Source organism: Streptococcus parasanguinis (assembly GCF_001074805.1).
GTDB lineage: Bacteria > Bacillota > Bacilli > Lactobacillales > Streptococcaceae > Streptococcus > Streptococcus parasanguinis_A.
Genome location: NZ_JUPI01000140.1, coordinates 15,771 through 34,092 on the forward strand (window position 1 = coordinate 15,771; position 18,322 = coordinate 34,092).

The 18,322-nt window shown below is 45.5% G+C and carries 17 protein-coding genes and 2 pseudogenes; 12 read left to right on the forward strand and 7 right to left on the reverse strand.

The genetic code is table 11. The annotated features are described in order from the left end of the window. Positions 1-186 precede the first annotated feature (186 nt). The 6 genes and pseudogenes from ADI76_RS10025 to ADI76_RS10050 all read left to right on the forward strand — a co-directional run bounded on the left by ADI76_RS10025 (position 187) and on the right by ADI76_RS10050 (position 4,780). Positions 187-789 (forward strand): hypothetical protein, encoded by a 603-nt coding sequence (locus ADI76_RS10025; RefSeq protein ID WP_021153833.1) that lies wholly within the window; start codon positions 187-189, stop codon positions 787-789. Continuing rightward, a complete protein-coding gene (locus ADI76_RS10030) occupies positions 789-1,580 on the forward strand; it encodes an energy-coupling factor transporter transmembrane component T (RefSeq protein ID WP_171963570.1) in 792 nt (263 codons plus the stop codon). Before ADI76_RS10025 ends, ADI76_RS10030 begins: the two co-directional genes overlap by 1 nt. Next, complete coding sequence (locus ADI76_RS10035) at positions 1,556-2,392, forward strand: ABC transporter ATP-binding protein (RefSeq protein ID WP_049516252.1); 837 nt, start codon at positions 1,556-1,558, stop codon at positions 2,390-2,392. The genes ADI76_RS10030 and ADI76_RS10035 overlap by 25 nt, the downstream gene beginning before the upstream one ends. Continuing rightward, positions 2,379-3,179, forward strand: coding sequence for an energy-coupling factor ABC transporter ATP-binding protein (locus tag ADI76_RS10040; protein ID WP_049516255.1), 801 nt, complete (start codon positions 2,379-2,381; stop codon positions 3,177-3,179). Before ADI76_RS10035 ends, ADI76_RS10040 begins: the two co-directional genes overlap by 14 nt. 167 nt (positions 3,180-3,346) lie before the next feature. Further along, positions 3,347-3,712 (forward strand): annotated as a pseudogene (pnuC, locus tag ADI76_RS10045) (nicotinamide riboside transporter PnuC); the annotation flags it as partial. Between the two features lie 129 nt (positions 3,713-3,841). Next, the gene (locus ADI76_RS10050) at positions 3,842-4,780 is read left to right on the forward strand and encodes an AEC family transporter (RefSeq protein ID WP_049516257.1); all 939 of its coding nucleotides are present in this window, start codon (positions 3,842-3,844) and stop codon (positions 4,778-4,780) included. 52 nt (positions 4,781-4,832) lie between these two features. Here the strand turns inward: ADI76_RS10050 and ADI76_RS11850 are convergent. The 3 genes and pseudogenes from ADI76_RS11850 to ADI76_RS10065 form a co-directional block, all read right to left on the reverse strand. Beyond that, positions 4,833-5,164: pseudogene (locus ADI76_RS11850) on the reverse strand (glucuronide permease). A 68-nt stretch (positions 5,165-5,232) separates the two neighbouring features. Beyond that, positions 5,233-5,706 carry an HXXEE domain-containing protein gene (locus tag ADI76_RS10060; RefSeq protein WP_049516259.1) on the reverse strand — a complete coding sequence of 158 codons (474 nt, stop codon included), beginning with the start codon at positions 5,704-5,706 and terminating at the stop codon, positions 5,233-5,235. Between the two features lie 31 nt (positions 5,707-5,737). Continuing rightward, the gene (locus ADI76_RS10065; RefSeq protein WP_239683640.1) at positions 5,738-6,277 is read right to left on the reverse strand and encodes a TetR/AcrR family transcriptional regulator; all 540 of its coding nucleotides are present in this window, start codon (positions 6,275-6,277) and stop codon (positions 5,738-5,740) included. 132 nt (positions 6,278-6,409) lie between these two features. Here ADI76_RS10065 and ADI76_RS10070 point away from each other — a divergent pair, with 132 nt between their 5' ends. Both ADI76_RS10070 and ADI76_RS10075 read left to right on the forward strand, forming a co-directional pair. Then, the gene (locus ADI76_RS10070) at positions 6,410-7,315 is read left to right on the forward strand and encodes a cation diffusion facilitator family transporter (protein ID WP_049516264.1); all 906 of its coding nucleotides are present in this window, start codon (positions 6,410-6,412) and stop codon (positions 7,313-7,315) included. A 78-nt stretch (positions 7,316-7,393) separates the two neighbouring features. After that, positions 7,394-8,431, forward strand: coding sequence for a zinc-binding dehydrogenase (locus tag ADI76_RS10075; RefSeq protein ID WP_049516266.1), 1,038 nt, complete (start codon positions 7,394-7,396; stop codon positions 8,429-8,431). Positions 8,432-8,489: 58 nt separating this feature from the next. Here ADI76_RS10075 and ADI76_RS10080 read toward each other — a convergent pair whose 3' ends face one another. From ADI76_RS10080 to ADI76_RS10095, 4 genes are all read right to left on the reverse strand, one after another. Beyond that, the gene (locus ADI76_RS10080) at positions 8,490-11,204 is read right to left on the reverse strand and encodes a DEAD/DEAH box helicase family protein (RefSeq protein WP_049516269.1); all 2,715 of its coding nucleotides are present in this window, start codon (positions 11,202-11,204) and stop codon (positions 8,490-8,492) included. 153 nt (positions 11,205-11,357) lie between these two features. Beyond that, positions 11,358-12,788, reverse strand: a complete 1,431-nt coding sequence (locus tag ADI76_RS10085) for a vWA domain-containing protein (RefSeq protein WP_239683639.1) — start codon at positions 12,786-12,788, stop codon at positions 11,358-11,360. Positions 12,789-13,059: 271 nt separating this feature from the next. Next, the gene (locus ADI76_RS10090; protein WP_049516274.1) at positions 13,060-13,869 is read right to left on the reverse strand and encodes a Cof-type HAD-IIB family hydrolase; all 810 of its coding nucleotides are present in this window, start codon (positions 13,867-13,869) and stop codon (positions 13,060-13,062) included. A 12-nt stretch (positions 13,870-13,881) separates the two neighbouring features. Next, positions 13,882-14,625 (reverse strand): DeoR/GlpR family DNA-binding transcription regulator, encoded by a 744-nt coding sequence (locus tag ADI76_RS10095; RefSeq protein WP_049516277.1) that lies wholly within the window; start codon positions 14,623-14,625, stop codon positions 13,882-13,884. 177 nt (positions 14,626-14,802) lie between these two features. On the opposite strand from ADI76_RS10095, the gene ADI76_RS10100 reads away from it, so the two are divergent. From ADI76_RS10100 to ADI76_RS10115, 4 genes are read left to right on the forward strand one after another with little or no spacing between them, the layout of a single operon-like run. Further along, complete coding sequence (locus ADI76_RS10100; protein WP_049516279.1) at positions 14,803-15,372, forward strand: sugar O-acetyltransferase; 570 nt, start codon at positions 14,803-14,805, stop codon at positions 15,370-15,372. Continuing rightward, a complete protein-coding gene (locus ADI76_RS10105) occupies positions 15,369-16,133 on the forward strand; it encodes a nucleoside phosphorylase (RefSeq protein ID WP_049516281.1) in 765 nt (254 codons plus the stop codon). Before ADI76_RS10100 ends, ADI76_RS10105 begins: the two co-directional genes overlap by 4 nt. A 31-nt stretch (positions 16,134-16,164) precedes the next feature. Continuing rightward, positions 16,165-17,547 carry a TrkH family potassium uptake protein gene (locus ADI76_RS10110; protein WP_049516284.1) on the forward strand — a complete coding sequence of 461 codons (1,383 nt, stop codon included), beginning with the start codon at positions 16,165-16,167 and terminating at the stop codon, positions 17,545-17,547. Positions 17,548-17,556: 9 nt separating this feature from the next. After that, positions 17,557-18,222 carry a potassium channel family protein gene (locus tag ADI76_RS10115; RefSeq protein ID WP_049516286.1) on the forward strand — a complete coding sequence of 222 codons (666 nt, stop codon included), beginning with the start codon at positions 17,557-17,559 and terminating at the stop codon, positions 18,220-18,222. Positions 18,223-18,322 lie beyond the last annotated feature (100 nt).

The window sequence follows — 18,322 nt, forward strand, 5'->3', positions numbered from 1 at the left end:
TTGACATTTTAGGGAAAGGGAGTATGATTAATTGTGAACTGTTGAACAAGTGTTTTCAAGGAGAGGATCCGATGTCGACTAAGGTGATTCTGCTAGAATGAAGGCAGTTCAACCATAAAAATCTATAGAGCGTTGCGTCCGAAAGTCTAAACAGACACGGCTCTTTAAAAACAAAAGGAGAAGATTATGAAAACAGAACCGATTCATCGTACCAGTATGTGGAAATTTAAGTTAAGTGCTGCCACCATGACTTTGATTCCCGCTGCCGTGGGGATTAACTATGTTGCTAAAGCCTTGGCGGAGGGGTTAAAGTTGCCCGTTTGGCTGGGGTCTTTGGGAACCTTTCTTGCCAGCATGTTGGCTGGGCCGGTTGCCGGTGCCATCAGTGGTTTCATCAACAATGTGATCTATGGGCTGACCTTATCGCCAATTTCAACCGTGTATGCGATTACCAGCATCGGAATTGGGATTGCTGTCGGAGTTTTGCACGCCAATGGGTGGTTCTCGTCAGCGCGACGAGTATTTGTTTCTGCTATTATTATTGCCATAGTTTCAGCTGTCATTTCAACGCCACTCAACGTCATCTTTTGGGGTGGTCAGACCGGTATCGCTTGGGGTGACTCATTGTTTGCGGTAATGGTCGCCAATCATGCACCAGTGTGGCTGGCCTCATTTACCGATGAGTTTGTCTTGGATATTTTGGATAAAGTCTGCGTGGCCTACCTGGCATTCTTCATCTATCGTCAGCTGCCGAAGCGGATGGTGCACTTCTTTAGCGGTGATAAATGATGACTGATCAAACATTGATTTCTGGAGCGCCACGGGTCAAGCTCAAGTGGTACCAGGTGATCGATCCGATTACTAAGCTCTTGTTCATCTTGGACATGACGTTGTTGAGCTTTGCCAGTATGAATTTATTACTTCAGGCCGGATTAATTCTTGTCGCAACACTGCTATTGTTATTTTCCAAATTGAGTTCTACCATCTTTAAGGCGCTGGGATTCAGTCTGTTTCTGATTTGCACCATGCTGATCATCCAAGGGTTATTTTACAGTCGGAATCAAACTGTGCTGTTCTCTGTGCTTGGGGTGTCGTTCTACAAAGAAGGCCTGATTTACGCCACCACTCTGGGTTGTCGAGTATTGGTGATTATTTTGACCAGTGGCTTTTTTATGGTGACCACGAGTATTTCAGAAAACGCGGCCTATTTGGAACTGTCCGGATTGTCTTATAAAACCGTCTACGTTCTGATGTCGGTGTGTTATATTTTGCCGGAAATGATGCGCAATATGCGGAAAATCCAGCAGGCACAAAAAGTTCGCGGAACCAATCCGCAAAAAACGTTGATTCAGAAATTAAAGTCAGTCCTGCCGGTTCTAATTCCATTGGTGATTAAGACATTGGATCAATCGATGGCGCGGTCGATTTCTCTCCAACTGAGAGGTTTTGATAATCCCAACCGGACTGTCAGAACCTCCCAGCGCGTGTATCGCCTGTCGCGGACGCTGCACATTGGTCTGACTGGATTGGCAATTTTATTGATTGGGTGGAAGATATGGACGAAGATAAACGGATTGTAATTGAAAATTTGACCACCCGTTATCCGGGTACTGAGCAACCACAACTGCGTCAGATTAACGCGGAGGTTCATACCGGCCAGGTGGTTGGGATTATCGGGAATAGCCACTCCGGCAAATCGACTTTGTGCCGTGTGCTGGCAGGGGTCATTCCCAAAATTGTGTCTGCTGAGATTGAGGGCGACTGGCACATGTTTGGCCAGCGAGTGTCCGACAATTGGCCCGTTTATAATGCCATGAATGGAGTTGTACTGCAAAATCCAGCTGGCCAACTAAGCGGGTTGGCAGACACGGTTGCCGATGAAATCGCCTTTGACTTGATTAATCAGGGAATGGCTGAAGGACTGATTCAAAAACGGGTTGAAGAAGTTGCCACGCAATTGGGGCTGATTGAACAGCTGAATTTGCGTCCCGAGAGCCTTTCCGGTGGTCAGATCCAGCGGTTGGCAATTGCCACGGCGATTGTGGCTAATCCGGCTGTTTTGATTATGGATGATCCGACCAGTCAGATGGATCCCCTTGGCCGCCGGCAATTTTTCCAATGGCTGGCCCAAGTCAAAGAGACGACTGTCTTCATTGTCACCAGTGAAATTGACGATTTGTGCGAAGTCGCCGACGTTGTGTGGGTGCTGCATGAGGGTCAAATGGTAGCCCAGGGCAGGCCGGGTGAGGTGTTTAATCATTTGGCAGCTGACTGGCAGATTCCAGCCCCGACAATCCAGCAACTTGCTCAAAAAATGGATTGGCACTTGGCTGATGGCCGGTATCCGGTGAATGACGCTGATCTGAAGGAGGTTCGTTATGTCCACAATTGAACTGAACCACCTGACGTTCACTTATCCGGAACGGTCCTTTAGCTTGGATGTTGAAGACAAACACTTCGCCGATCCGATGGTGGCGATTGTCGGCCAAAATGGTGCCGGCAAATCAACGCTCTTCAAATTGTTGACGGGCTTGCTGACACCACAAACCGGTGTGATTAAGATCGATGGAGAAAATTTTAATGATCTTAAACCAGTCGAAAAGTTACTGAAGGTTGGGATTACTTTTCAGAATCCTGACGATCAGCTTTTCAACCCGACCGTTCAACGAGAGGTGGAGTGGAGTGTCGCGCAGGTCATGGATGACCACGACACGATTACGAGGCGGGCTTTAGCGGCTCTAAAAAGAGTTGGCTTGGATGATAAAACAGCTGAAAGTCCATATGACCTGTCATTGTCGGAACGCAAGCTGTTGAGCGTTGCCACAGTTTTGGCAGTGGATCCGGCGATTTATTTATTTGATGAGCCGATGATGTCGCTTGATTGGGAAAGCCGGCGCAAGTTGACCGCAATTTTCCATCAGTTGGCTGATTCGGGCCACCAAGTTGTGACCATCACCCATGACATGGATTGGGTCGCCGCCGAGTTTGAGTCGGTGTATGTTATGGAACACGGGAAGTTTGGCTTCGCCGGCAGTCCACGGGAATTGTTCAGCGATCACGAACTTGTCCAGCGAGTAGGATTACTACCACCGCGGATTATGGACATAGCGGAGTCGCTGGGTGATTCACAGACATATTTATCGGTTGATGATTATTGCCAGAAAAATCGAGATGTATAGAAAAAGTCACCTCTGCGGGTTTTCCAGGTTGAAGGATTAACTTCAGCTTCTGGCAAGAACTCACGGTTCTTTTCTACCATTTGTCAAGTCTATCAAGGCTTTAAGTAAAAAAAAGAGATAAGACAGTATCTATTCTGAGGTTACTGTCTTATTTTTAACACTTTTTGATCTACCAAGCCCAGTTCAAAAAGGAAGAGCAAGAGTTTGTTGCTCGTAAGCTGGATGCGGTAGGCTGGACCAAGTACTTGTCGATCAGTGCCATTTGGTGGCTGGTATTTGGCTATATTTACCAATCAGTTGGAGCCAATCGGCCTTTCCGGGATTCCGTTACAGATGCGACCAATGGTGTCGGCCAACTCTTGATGACGGCTGTCTACCGCGAACAGTGGATTTTCTGGGCGGCTACTAATGTATTCTCCATCTATCTTTGGTGGGGAAAAAGCCTTCAAATTCAAGGGAAATACTTTATTTACTTGATCAATAGTCTGGTTGGTTGGTACCAATGGACCAAGGCGGCCAAGAAAGGCTACTAGTAACAATCAATAAAATACAAGAGGTTGGGCATTTTGTGCCACCTCTTTTTGTGATATACTAGAGTAGTTTTTGAGACTTGAAAATAAAGGGTTTTCTAGTTCAAATTTATAAAAAGAAAAGGAGAGAACATGGATATCTTTCTTAAGAGCATATCGGGGATCCTGGTCATTCTGGGGATGATATTAGTGGGCTTTGTCATAGGTGAGAAAGGCTGGTTTGATGACAAGTCACGTGGCTTGATCGCAAAGCTAGTCACTCAAATCGCTCTGCCCTGCTATATGCTCTACACCATCACACAGCGTTTTACAGCAGCTGACCTCCTAAAAATGTTGCCAGCATTGCGGTTTCCTGCCCTGTCTATGGCTGTTTTGCTTGGAATAGCGACAGCAGTAGCCAGGATTTTTGCAGTGAGACAGGACCGCCGTGCCCTCTTTGTTTCCATGTTCTTTAACTCCAATACCATTTTCGTGGGACTCCCCATTAACCAAGCCCTTTTCGGGGATGCTAGTATTCCTTATGTTTTGATCTATTACATGTGTAATACGACCTTTTTCTGGACCTTGGGGACCTACTTGATCCAGCGAGACGGTGAGGGAGAAGCTCAGTTTGATCTCAAAACGAGTGTGAAAAAAGTCTTTTCACCTCCTCTGATGGGCTTCATCTTGGGACTAGTCATGGTGATGCTGCAGATAAAGCTCCCTGCATTTCTAGCCAGTGATTTGCAGTATCTAGGCAATTTAACAACCCCCTTATCCATGATTTTCATTGGTTTGTCGGTATCTCATGTAGGCGTGAAGCAGTTGGTGCTTGGAAAAGATCAGCTCCTCATTCTACTAGGACGCTTCGTTGTTGCTCCACTCATAATGGCGACCATTGTTTACTGGGCGCCTCTACCAAGTTTGATGAAGCAGGTCTTTATCATTCAGTCCGCTATGCCAGTGATGACCAATGCCCCGGTCGTTGCCAGACTCTACGGAGCTGATAGTGATTACGCAGCGGTCATGGTGACAGAGACGACCCTTGCTACCATGGTGGTGATTCCGATACTCATGGTGTTGATGGCTTGATAAATAGAAAATACAAAAACTCAAGTTTTCATTGATAAAACTTGAGTTTTTCTTAGATGAGGGCTAACAAAAAGGTAAGAATCAGAGCAATTCCGATCCGAAAGACATGGTGGGCTGGATTGAAGTTTTCTTTGTGCTTGCCATTCCAATAGGCTCCGTAGCAAATCAACCCACAACCAATCAGCCAAAGAGATAGTGCGACAATCGGCAAAAAGAAGTAGAGAATGAGAGAGAAGGCCGCAAGGCTACTTCCTAGAAAAAGTAGGTAAATTCCAAGGGTCTTCTTGCCCTTTTTAATTCGGAAAGGCTGACTAATAAATGAAGAAGAGCAAAAGCAAGGGCAAATAAGGCTGTAATAATGTTGAAAATGTAATAAAGTGGCATATTTGTTTTCTTTCTAGGATAATTAAAGTAAATGTAATGTGACAGTGTTAAGAACTTAAGACTTTAACTTACCTTAGTTTGAGAGTCTTCTTATGAAGAACCATGAATGAAAGCACAAGATTAACAATGATAAGGATTAAAGTGATAAAAGAGTACCAATAAAGATTGATTGGTACGTTATTTTTGAGATAGAATAGAGAAAATAAACTCGTAAAAATACCAGTTAGCAATCCCGGCACATATTTTCGAATAACGACTGTCTGAATCAGATGTCCAAAAACATGGTAGATATAAGCAATCACAATGGTTATGTAAATAGTATAGTTGTTAAACTGGTAACTAAGAAAAAGTGATAGTAGTAGGATCAGAAATTGCTCCAAGACAATAGCATTGAAAGTAAAAGGAGTGTAATAAGAAAGGATTCGATTATCTGGAAAATGGGTTGATAGTTTTTTGACAAAAGATGGCATCCAAATGATTTCTTCGAGTTCGTGAAGCATGAATAAACTCGGAAAAAGGAAATAAAATTGTAAGGTAGACATGAAAGCTAGTCCTTTCTAGATAACAGGAGGTTCATTTAGAGTTTGCGTGCAGTATCTCCAAATAAAACTGGATGACTTCTTGCTCGGTGTAGGACTTACCCTTTTTTAGCCACCAGCTGAGAGTTTCAATGAAGTGGCTGACAACCAGGTGCTTGAGATAGGAGTGAGGAATGTTGGGGTGTGCTTGAATCAGTTCATCTGCTATCATGGGATAGACGTCATGTTCCAGTTCTTTTTTCAGTTGCCGGATAAAATAATCGTTTTTTGACAGCAAAAGACTGGTTACATGGTCTTGATTTTTCTTGAAATGCTGAAAGATATGGGCTAGGTAGTCTTGGGGAGAGAGCTGATCATCTCGCTCAAAGAGGTGGTGAAAGAGTTTTTGGCAGAGTTCATCCAGCAAGAGTTCCTTACTCTCGTAATGGCTGTAAAAAGTTGAACGCCCTACATCAGCACGGTCAATAATTTCCTGAACGGTGATGGTCTCATAATCTTTTTGGTTAAGTAAGTGTAAAAAAGCATAATAGATAGCTTTTCTAGTTTTGGTAATACGACGATCCTGTGTTGTCATATGAACAATTTGAACAAACTGTTCAGTAACGTACATAGCGAACGGTTTGCTTCTATCCTTTCTGTTGTGAATGTTAGATAATGATAATGAACAAGATGTTCATGAATCTATTATATCAGAGGATTGAGGATTATGAAGACAAAATGTGCAGTTTGGCTGGCTTTTTTCTTGAATCTGAGTTTTGCCATTGTTGAGTTTATTGCAGGGGGAATCTTTGGTTCCAGTGCTGTTCTCGCTGATTCTGTCCATGACTTGGGGGATGCTCTAGCCATTGGCCTCTCGGCCTTTCTAGAAACGATCTCCAATCGTCAAGAGGATAGTCGCTATACCCTAGGCTACAAGCGTTTTAGCTTATTAGGGGCTTTAGTAACGGCAGTCATTCTGATGACTGGGTCTGGTATGGTGATTTTAGAAAATGTAAGCAAGCTTTTCCACCCTCAGCCCGTCAATGACGAAGGGCTTCTTTGGTTGGGAATGATTGCTATCAGTGTCAATGTGCTGGCGAGTCTGGTCATTCGCAAGGGGCAAACCAAGAATGAATCCATTCTCAGCCTGCATTTTTTGGAAGATACCTTAGGTTGGTTGGCTGTCATCTTGTTGGCCATTGTCCTCCGATTTACTGACTGGTATATCCTAGATCCCCTCTTGTCTCTTGCTATTTCCTTCTTTATTCTGTCCAAAGCCATTCCACGTTTTTGGAGCACGCTCAAGATTTTCCTGGATGCTGTGCCAGAAGGGGTAGATATCAAGCAAGTTAAGAATGATTTAGAGCAGTTGGACAATGTCGCTAGTATCAATCAGCTTAATCTTTGGACCATGGATGGACTAGAGAAAAATGCTATTGTTCATGTTTGTCTGGAGCATGTCAAACATATGGAGGTCTGTAAAGAGTCTATCCGAGACTTGCTCAAAGAGAGGGGCTTCCAAAATGTCACCATCGAAGTGGATGAAGACTTGGCAACCCACCGAGCTCACAAGCGAAATATCGAAGAGCTGGAAGCCAGTCAAAGTCATGGACATGATCACCACCACCATTAATGAAGAGTTGGTACGAGCAGAAGCCCAAGAAAAAGTGTATACTAGAAGACAGTAAGCAATAGAAAGTAGGTCGTCCCTATGAAAAAAACAGTCTATACAAAAGCTGGGCAAGTGGGTCTAGTAGAAGTGGAGCGTCCACACATCGAAGCACCAGATGATGTCATTCTCCGCATCGTTCGCACCTGTGTCTGTGGCTCTGATCTATGGAGCTACCGCAATCCAGATATTGAAGAGGGGCACCAAAATAGTGGGCACGAAGCTATTGGGATCGTTGAAGAAATCGGAGAAGCTATTACAACGGTGAAACCGGGAGACTTTGTCATCGCCCCTTTCACCCATGGCTGTGGGGAGTGTGATGCCTGCCGCGCTGGCTATGATGGGACGTGTGACCGCCATATCGGCACCAACTGGTCTGACGGGGTGCAAGCGGAGTACATGCGCTTTGAATACGCCAACTGGGCCCTTGTCAAAATTCCTGGGCAACCGTCAGATTATACAGAAGCCATGCTTAAATCCTTCTTGACGCTGGCAGATGTCATGCCGACAGGCTACCATGCGGCACGTGTGGCTCATGTAAAACGGGGCGATAAAGTGGTTGTCATTGGGGATGGAGCCGTGGGTCAATGTGCTGTCATCGCAGCTAAGATGCGGGGGGCATCGCAAATTGTCCTCATGAGCCGGCATGAGGACCGTCAACAATTGGCTCTGGAATTTGGTGCTACAGTCGTTGTTGCGGAGCGCAGGGAAGACGGGATTGCCAAGGTCCGTGAAATCCTTGGAGGAGGAGCAGATGCCGCTCTTGAATGTGTCGGTACCGCGGCAGCTGTCGACCAAGCCCTTGGGGTGCTTCACAATGGTGGTCGCTTAGGCTTCGTCGGTGTCCCTCACTACAATAATCGTGCGCTTGGATCGACCTTTGCCCAAAATATTTCCGTGGCAGGTGGAGCAGCCTCTGTCACCACCTATGACAAACAGTTCTTGCTCAAGGCCGTCCTTGATGGCGATATCAATCCAGGACGTGTCTTCACCCATAGCTATAGCTTGGACGAGATTGATCAAGCTTATAAAGACATGGATGAACGCAAGACTATCAAGGCCATGATTGTGATAGAGTAACAAAAAAGTCTAGTAGAAATGAATCTACTAGACTTTTCTTTTATTGTGAAATAAATTTTTACTTCAAATCCGACATGACTTGTTTCTTAGTGAAGGTGCGCTCTTGTTTGTTAGCCAAGGCCTTGATGCGCGCATCTAAAAGGATGGCCCGCCCTTCAGCACTTCTGGTATAGACGAGGTCGTACTTACCCAGGCTCTTTCGAATCTGCTCGACAAAGGCTTGGGCATCTTCTTTACGTTTGTCAAAGAGGCTTGGCACGGCGAAATATTCTGTCTGATCGGATACCTTTTCTTGTGCTTTCAAGATATAGCGTTGATTTTCAATCGGTGCGAAAAATTCGATCATGGTTTGCGAGAAGAGTTCTTTCTCTCGCATGGTTCCGCCCTTCATATAGATCAGCGTGTTGATGGCATCCTTTCTATCTCGGACCACTTGGATGCGGGTCTCCTGGGTTTGAATCTGCCCAGAAAGGAGCAGGGCTTGGTGAATGGCCTGGCCAAAGACCTCTAGCCGTTTATAAGGACTCATATAGAGGTAGTAGCGTAGCCAAGCAAGGAGAGCGAGAACAGCTAAGACGAATAGAAGAATAAGAGAAGCTGTATTCCATCCACCTCTATGTGAATAGTAAATCAGGTTGGCGAAAGCATCGGTCAAAGTAGCGGCCGTCAGCCAGCGAGCTAGCTTTCTAGCATCAAAAAATAGGGCCAGAGGCAGGAAGTGTTTATCCACTTGTACCTCGTTTGCAATCTCCATATTCTCCAGAATCGGAAGGGCTTTTTGCCAGCCATCCCGGAGTTCTTGACGATGAGTGGAGCGCTCTAAGGTCTCTTCGTTGAGTTTCTGTAACTGTTTTTTAGTATAGCGGATATTGTCAAAGGCCAGACGCTCGATACCGGATTCGATAAAGGGTTCCTTGTAGTGGAGGCCTAAAAATTGCTTCATCCGTCTTTCTAAAAGCTCCAGATCAGGACTGTATTGTTTCAGCTGATCAGTGATGGCTTCGATCTCTTCCTTTTCAAGATCTGACTTTTCATACCATTTCTTTAGGGAAAGATTGATGGAGACCAGATGCCAGATATTACTGGTCTTGTCTGGATCCTCAGGCCATACTCGGATGGCACGACCACGCATTTGGTTGCTGAGCATAAAACTGCCAACAAAGCTCGCTAGGATCAGGGAGTTGACACAAGGTGCATCCCAGCCTTCTCCCAGAAGAGACTTGGTTCCAATCACGACTTGGATGAGTCCCTCTTGAAAGAGCTGGGTCACAGCTGTCACCAAATCATGTTGAGAACCTACCAAGCGAACCTTGAGAAAATCATCGGGTGATAATTGGCCGACATTTTGGTAAGTCAGTCGATCCGCTCCTAGAAGCTCTTCTAATCTTGGCTTAGCAACTGTTGGGATGATGACGATGCTGCCTGTTAAGACAGCGATGGCAGGAGGGGTCGTTAGCTCCATGCTTTCCCTGCGAATGGATTCGAAATAAGAGAGCACTCCCAACTGAGTGAATTGGGCATCCTTATCCCCGAGATGAACTTCAAAGTCTTGGCGAATATAGTCTGTTAAGACCAGTTGTCGCAGTTGGCTTCCAAGAGCCTGGTATTCCGCCTTGAAAATTTCTCGAACTGCATTGAGTTTTCCAAGGGATTGATTGAGCAGGAGGTCTTGTTTTTTGTTGCGGACCAGTTTGACTTGTTTTCGATCGATTAAGCTGGCTGCTTTTAGTTCATGGAGGACTTGTTTCTCATATTCCTCTGGTAGATTGTACCAATGAGGTACCTGAAAGAGCAGGCCTTGCAATAGAATTTCAAGCCAGTCCATGGTGAAGGCAGGTAGTTTTTTAGCTCCTAAAAGGTCCTGGAAACGGTTGGGAAAGGCGATTTCCCTGCTTCGAAGAAAGATCAGGGTAGCAGAGAGATATTGGGGATCATTGAGCAATTCATCATCGCTGATCTGACCCGATAAGGCCTGACAGGATTGCAGGTATTGACAAAAGAGGGGATCGGAAGTCAGTTGTTGCAAGAAAGCATTCTTTTGTTGGCTAAAGGCGTCCAACTGAGCCTGCTCTTCCTTGGTTGGAAAGGCAAAGTAGACATAGTCCTGATGAGGACAAAGGGTTTCTTCCTTGACCAATTCGGGAACCGTGATTTCCTCATCAATCTCACCACACATGCGGATATAGCGTTCCCAAAGAGCAGGGTCCCCTTCATAGGGAGGGGTAGCAGTGAGGGAGATCATCTTTAAGTCAGGGAAGGCTTGGCGAAAGGCTTCCAAACTCTTCCACCATTCATTGCGCAGGTGGTGACACTCATCTAAACAAAGGGTTCCCAGTGAGATGTCTTTGAAAGTAGTAAAGATATCAAAGCCTTTGAAATCAAATGTTTCAATCTCTGCCTGGTCATCGGTATCCTCGATTTGTGATTGGCCGACGACTTGGTTCATGGCGCTGTGGAGGGCCTGATAGGTAGCCACTGTAATCAGCTTAGGATGTTTGAGGTCCTGAGAGATCAATTGCTCCGCTTGGATTTCATCTTTCAAGAATGCTTGGACAATCCGGTCGACCCATTGCTGACGAATGGTGACTGTAGGTGCCAAGATAAGAGTTGGTTGGCCAAAGCGCCGGATGAATTCAATTCCTAGGGTTGTTTTTCCAGAGCCAGGAGCTGCTACCAAATGCAGGTGGCCATCCGCCATAAAAGCCTCACTCTTATCGAGGACGCGTTTTTGATAGTGTCTCCATTGGCCTATAAAGGCTAGTTCTTGTAACATTGGTTTCCTCCCTTGTACTGTCCCCATTATAACATAGCGAAGGACAAGAATCTTTTGGTAGAAGCTGAAGATTTCTACTTTCTAATGAAAATGGAAAACAGGAATCATTCGGACAGAGCGAAAAAGCCCAATCAACGGATTAGGCTTTTCATGTTAGTCTTGTTTTGTTTTACGAGAGAGTCCAAAGGCAGCACCCATGCTAAGAAGACCAAGACCTAGAGTCGTCAAAGCAATTGAGTTTTTGCTTCCTGTATTTGGAAGACTTGCTTCTTTTTGAGGAAGAGCTGCTGGTGCGATATAGACTTCTGTTTTCACAGGCTCGTTTTTAGCTGGTGTGAAGACTGTCGGTTTCGCAGGTGTTACAACAGCCGGTTTTTGAGGAGTAGGAGTCGGTGTTGCAGGCGTTTGGATGCTAGGTGTTTGTGGTTTTGCTTTCGCCACGCGATGAGTTTTTGAAATCAACTCATACTTGTCTGTTTGGACCTTGAAGACACGACCTTTTTGTACAGTTTCAACAACTTTATTGGCAAATTGAACGTTCAACAAGTCAGCAAAATCTTTGCGGATATCTAGGTAGAGACCATTTGTCCCATTGACCAATGGAGCAAAGTCAGACTGGTCTACTGTGCGTCCTACAACTGTTAAGGAAATATTCGCTGCCTTCAATGATTGAAGAGTTTCTTCTTTTGATGGGAGAGGATTCTTATATGGAGTATTCATATCGATTGGCTCATCTGTAATGACGAATGCAAATCGATGATTGTTTGTTCCGGTGCCCCAGTTGTAGTCCTCTGAAGTAGCGATGTGGCGCAATGGAACAGTGGTGTTTTCATAACCACCATAAGTTTTGATAGTTTTCAGAGCAGAAATAAAACTTTCTGGATCCGTTGTGAATTTTGATCCGTTAAAATCAAAGTATTGTATACGATCTGATCGTTCAAATGCAACCAATCCCAAGCGTGCTTGGATATTTTTTGCAGATAAATTACGAACAAAGGTCTCAACGTTCTTCATTGTATCATTGATATGTGAATCCATCGAAGTTGATTTATCAATGACAAAGACGATGTCGGATGTTGCTTGGACTTCTTTTTTATTGACGATATCTGCTTCTTTTGTCACTTCGACTACAGTTGTTTTATTGACAGTTTCTGTAGTTGTCTCAGTGTAGTCAGCTGTTTCTTTTGTGGATGTAGCTGTCTTAGTTGAAGAGACTGGTTTTGAAGTGCCCACAGGTGTGTCTTGATCGGCTAAGCTAGTGGTTTTGATGGTTGCTGTTGAAGTAGTGGTTGTATCTCCACCGTCTGTTTTAGTAGCTGGGCCTGTTTTTTGGACATCCACAGCGATGACATCCCCAGTTTTTGCTTTATCAGCAGGAACAACTGGTGTATTGGCTTTGGCGTTAATTTCTTCTGTTGCAGCCGTGATAGGTGATTTTGCTGCTGTAGGAGCTGCAGGAGCAGCTTGGGTTGTGCTAGGTGCAACGTCGTCAGCAGAAGCAATAGTAGTCCCTGTGAAGACCGTTCCTAAAACAACGGAAGCTAAAGTTAAAGTTTGTTTACGTGAAATAGTATATTTTTTCAAAATACGTCCCCTTTTTAATAAACTTTTTTCTATCATACAGGTTTTTGAAAAACTTGTCAACGGTATAATAATCAAGGGTTTTGTTGGTTTTTATATTCCTAATTATTGATAAAAAACCAAGCGGGAGAAATATGCATAAAATAGGTTTAATATACAAAATGTATAAAAAGAAATAGGATTCCTACAAATTTGCAGGAATCCTTATTTTATCGGCATTTCTACTATATTTTTTATCCGTAAAAAATACTAGCTAGTCACTTTATTTATGTTTCTAAATCAACACATAGGTTTCAACCGCTTGTCCAGCCCCGTTTTCATTGTTGGTTTTTGTTACGACAGTCGCTCCGTCTTTTACTTCTTGTGGAGCATTGCCCATAGCGACCCCGATGCCTGCTTTTTTGAGCATAGGGAGGTCGTTGAAGTTGTCTCCCATGGTGAGGACTTCTTCTAAGCTCAAGTGGTAGTAGTTAGCGAGCTCAACCAGAGCATCTTCTTTGGAAACGTTCTTAGCTGTGACTTCTAGGTAGTTGGCTTTGGAGAGATAAAAGGCGGTAGAAGGGAAGTCGTCGGCAGAAATAGTGCGATAGAGAGCTTGGATCTCTTCTGGCTCTCCAATTAAGAGCAATTTGTGGAGGGGCTTTGTCGCATCCAGCAAAGGATCCAATAGGGGAAGAATGAGAGGTTTTTCTCCTGTAATCCGGGCCTCCTCTTGACTCCATTGGTCAAGGCGGTCGGTCATCCAGTCTTTTCCGCTATAGAGGTTGATCGAAACCTGAGGAAAGTGTTGGTTGGCCCAGTCGATAAAGTTCCGGGCCTCCGTCTTGTCCAAAGGATGCTCGAAAAGAACCTGCTCTCCCTTTTGGATCAAGGCACCATTGTAGCAAGCCATGGGGCACTCTTCTATACCGAGTTCTCTGGCAATGGGAGCCATCCCTTTTGGAGAGCGAGCAGAGGCCAGTACGAAAGGAATGGTTTCGCGTTTTAAATCCGGGATCAATGCTGCCAACTGTGGATCGATCTGATGGTGATCATTTAAGATGGTACCATCGATGTCGCTGATGATGAGACGAATGTGAGACATAATGAGGACCTCCTAATAGAGAATAGTGGTTTCACTGCCGATTTGTTTAAGGATGTCAGGGCTTGGTTTTTGATCAGTAATCCAATAGTCAAATTGCTGGAGACGAGCGAGATAGTAGTTGGCATGTTGGTGGAACTTGGCACTTTCTGCCACCAGCACCTTGGTACGAGTCCGTTCAAAAACGAGAGACTTGACTGCAACGTCTTCAGCATCCTCAAAGGTGACTTCGCCATTGGTTAAGCTACTCGCTCCAAAAAAAGCAAGATCAAAGCGAAGATTGTCCAGTATGTGTGCTTGATTCGCGTCATAGTAGAAGCGGTTTTTAGGGTAGAATTTCCCGCCTAAGAGATGAACGTCAACCTGGGAATGGCTACTGAGCTGGATAGCATTGTCAAGGGAATGCGAATAGACCGTAACTTCCTTCTTCAGCATGCCAGCAAGCAGGGTCATCGAGGTGGAAACGTCGAGAAAGATCACTTGTCCATCTTGGATCAATTGCAGGGCCTTTTGAGCCATGGCGGTCTTTTCCTTGTTGGCTTTCTGACTGCGGTCTAGGTAAGAAGGGCCGGGTTCTTTGTTTAAGGGGAGAAGTCCACCATGGGTCCTACGGACTAGCTGGCGTTGGCTCAGAAGGGCAAAGTCTCTGCGGATAGTATCTTTTGAGACCTTGAAATAATCGACCATTTCTTTAGCGGATAGCTGTTTTCGCTCTTCTAAAAGTTCTAGGATTTTTTCGAGCCGTTGTTCCTGGTACATGAATTCGCTCCTTATTGCTGTTCTTGCCTTTATTGTACATCATTTTGTAAGCAGATGCAAGTTTTGTTAAGTGTATTTAAGTGTTTATGATCTTTTCCTTAGAAAACCTTATTTCTGACGTTTGTTTTAAAGGGGGAATTCTGCTATAATATGTCAAAATAACGTGGAGGTTTCCTTATGGCCAGTGAATATGAAAAAATGATTGCAGGTGACTATTATAGACCTGCGGACCCTGAATTACGGGCTTTAGCCAAAGCCTCTCGGGAGAAGCAGGAAGCCTTTAATCAAGAGGTGGATCCTAAAAAAGGAGCGGCCATCATCAAAGAGTGGTTTGGGTCTACTGGCGACAACCTCTATCTCAATCGTCAAGTCCTTGTGGATTATGGGGTCAACATCCATATAGGAGAAAATTTCTATGCCAATTACAATTTGACCATGTTGGATATTTGTCCCATTACGATTGGAAAGAATGCCATGATTGGTCCCAATTGCCAATTTTTGACCCCCTTACACCCGCTGGATCCAGATGAGCGCAACTCGGGTCTTGAGTACGGAGCTCCGATTACGATAGGGGACAATTTCTGGGCAGGAGGAGGGGTCACCATCCTTCCTGGTGTCACGCTGGGTGATAATGTGGTCGCTGGCGCTGGGGCAGTCGTGACCAAGTCTTTTGGAGACAATGTGGTCCTTGCAGGAAACCCAGCCCGTGTCATCAAAGAAATACCCATTAAAAAGGAGAAAGGATGATCCAAAAACATGAAATTCCTATTTTAGAGTTTGATGACAACCCGCAGGCAGTCATTATGCCGACCCATGAGGGACTTGATCTGCACCTACCTGAAAAATGTGTGTATGCTTTCTTGGAGGATGAGATTGATCGCTTTGCCAAAACTGTTGGAGCTGAGCAAGTGGCTACCTTTGTCTCAGCTACCAAGGCTTATCCAGTCTATGTTCTGGAGCACCAAGGGGAGAAAGTCTGCTTGGCACAAGCGCCAGTTGGATCTGCACCTGCTGCCCAATTCATGGATTGGTTGATTGGCTATGGGGTGAGGAAAATCATTTCCTCAGGAAGCTGTGGCGTCTTGGTGGACATGGAAGAAAATGCCTTCTTGATCCCGACCAAGGCCTTGCGAGATGAGGGAGCTAGTTACCATTATGTAGCGCCTTCTCGTTATATCGAAGTGGACAGTCGTGCACTGACCGCCATTGAAACTGTCTTGAAAGGAAAAGAAATTCCTTATCAAGAGGTCATGACCTGGTCGACGGACGGTTTTTATAGAGAAACACCTGACAAGGTGGCCTATCGCATTGAAGAAGGGTGTCGTGTTGTGGAGATGGAGTGTGCCTCACTTGCAGCAGTCGCCCAGCTTCGTGATGTAGTTTGGGGCTTGCTCCTATTTACCGCAGATTCTCTTGCAGACCTGGAAAATTATGACCAGCGTGACTGGGGTGCTGAAGCTTTTGAGAAGGCCCTAGAATTGTGCCTAGAGATGGTTCATCACTTGTAGGTCTTTTCACTTTTTATGATACAATGAAGCTATGTTAGTCAAATTATTTTTTAAACAATGGCGGGCCAAGCTGACTCGTCTGTCTCCGGCAAGGCGAATCTTTCTCAGCTTTGCCTTGCTTATCCTGGTGGGCTCGCTCTTATTGAGTCTGCCTTTTGTCCAGCAAGCGAGCTCAAAAGCAGGCTATATCGACCACCTCTTTACAGCGGTCTCCATGGTCTGTGTGACGGGGCTCTTTACCCAGTCGGTGGCTTCGACCTATAATGGTTTGGGGCAATTGATCTGTATGCTCTTGATCCAGATCGGAGGCCTAGGGATCTTGACCTTTATTGGGCTCTTCTTTATGGAAGGTCGCCAAAAACTTAGTTACAAGGACCGGCAGACCATTCGGGACAGTTTTAGTTTTAGCAATAACCAGAGCTTGGCCCGTTTTGTCCGCTCCATCTTTATTACCACCTTTACCATCGAAGGGCTGGGGGCCCTGCTCCTCATGACCCGCTTTATCCCTCGCTTTGGCTGGGGGCATGGGATCTTTAACTCCATCTTTGTTGCGGTCTCGGCCTTTTGTAATGCGGGCTTTGATAATTTTGGAGGCGATAGTATGATGAGCTTCCAGACCGATTGGTTGGTCAATCTGACCTTGTCTGCCCTTATTATTACTGGAGGCTTGGGCTTCATGGTCTGGTTTGACCTCGCCACCAAGGCCCGCAATCAATCAGGACGGCGAACTCTTCGCTTCCATACCAAGGTGGTCCTCTGGTTAACGGCGGCGATCCTTCTCTTTGGGACAGTGACTAGTCTTATGACCGAGTTTAATAATCCAGCAACGATTGGGTCCCTTCCATTAGGAGAGAAGATCTTGGTCAGCTTCTTCCAAACTGTCAGTATGCGGACGGCTGGTTTTGCTTCGCTAGATTATACAGCAGTCCGGCCAGTGACGCTCTTTATCTATCTCTTGCAGATGTTCCTAGGTGGGGCACCAGGTGGGACAGCAGGGGGGATGAAGATCACCACCTTCTTGGTGCTGATTCTCTTAGCGCGCAAAGAGTTGCTCGGCTTGCCACATACCAACCTGGGTAAGCGCACCATCGCACCAGACTTGGTCCAACGCTCTTTGGGGACGGCAGTGATTTTCCAGTTGACTTTTCTCCTTGGACTCTTTGGCCTTTGTCTCGTGACTCCGGATGGTCAACGCTTTTTGTACCTGGTCTTTGAGGTAGTATCGGCTCTAGCGACAGTAGGCGTGACAGCCAATGTGACCTCAACCTTAAATGGAGCAGGGCTGGGGATCATCATGGTGCTTATGTTTATCGGTCGGATCGGCCCCTTGACCCTTATGGTCAGTTTGAACAATTACAAAGCTAAGAAGGCAGATGCCTTGCAATATGCTAAAGCAGACATCATTATCGGATAGGAGAAACTTATGGCAAATCGAACCATTGGAATTTTAGGATTGGGAATTTTTGGACAGAGTGTCCTGAAAACTCTGCAGGACCAGGATGTGGATATTGTTGCAATTGATGATCACGAAGATGTGATTAATCAGTATGAATCCATGATTACAACTGGAATTGTCGGGGATATTACGGAGTTGGACCTCTTGGATGCAGCAGATATTGGGAACTGTGACACGGTCGTCATCGCGACGGGTGAAAACTTGGAGTCCAGTGTGCTGGCTGTCATGCACTGTAAGGCCCTTGGCGTCGAGCACGTCATTGCCAAGGTCAAAAATGAAGTGACCAAAGAAGTTCTGGAAAAGATTGGGGCTGATCTGGTTATCCTGCCGGAGGTAGAAGCAGGCATGTCCCTCGCTAAAATGATTCTTTTCCAACACCGAATTGAAGTTTTCCAGTTGGATGAAGAAGTGGTGGTGGTCGAGTTTACGGTTCCAGCTAGCTGGGTAGGAAAGAGTATTCGAGAATTGGCGGTCAGAGACCAGTATCAACTCAATATCATCGGCTATCGAGATGGAGAAGACCAGCCCCTGCGGAGCCAGCTGGGCCCAGATTTTGTTTGGCCAGCTGAGGTACACGTGATGGCAGTGACAGACAACCAGTATCTGGATAGAATCCAAGACTTGTTAGACTAATCGTGTAATTGAGAGTGGGACAGAAATCGGTAATTCATTAGAATTCGATTTCGTCGTCCCACCTCCGCACAGTTGAGTAGGGCTGTAAAAGCTGATGAAA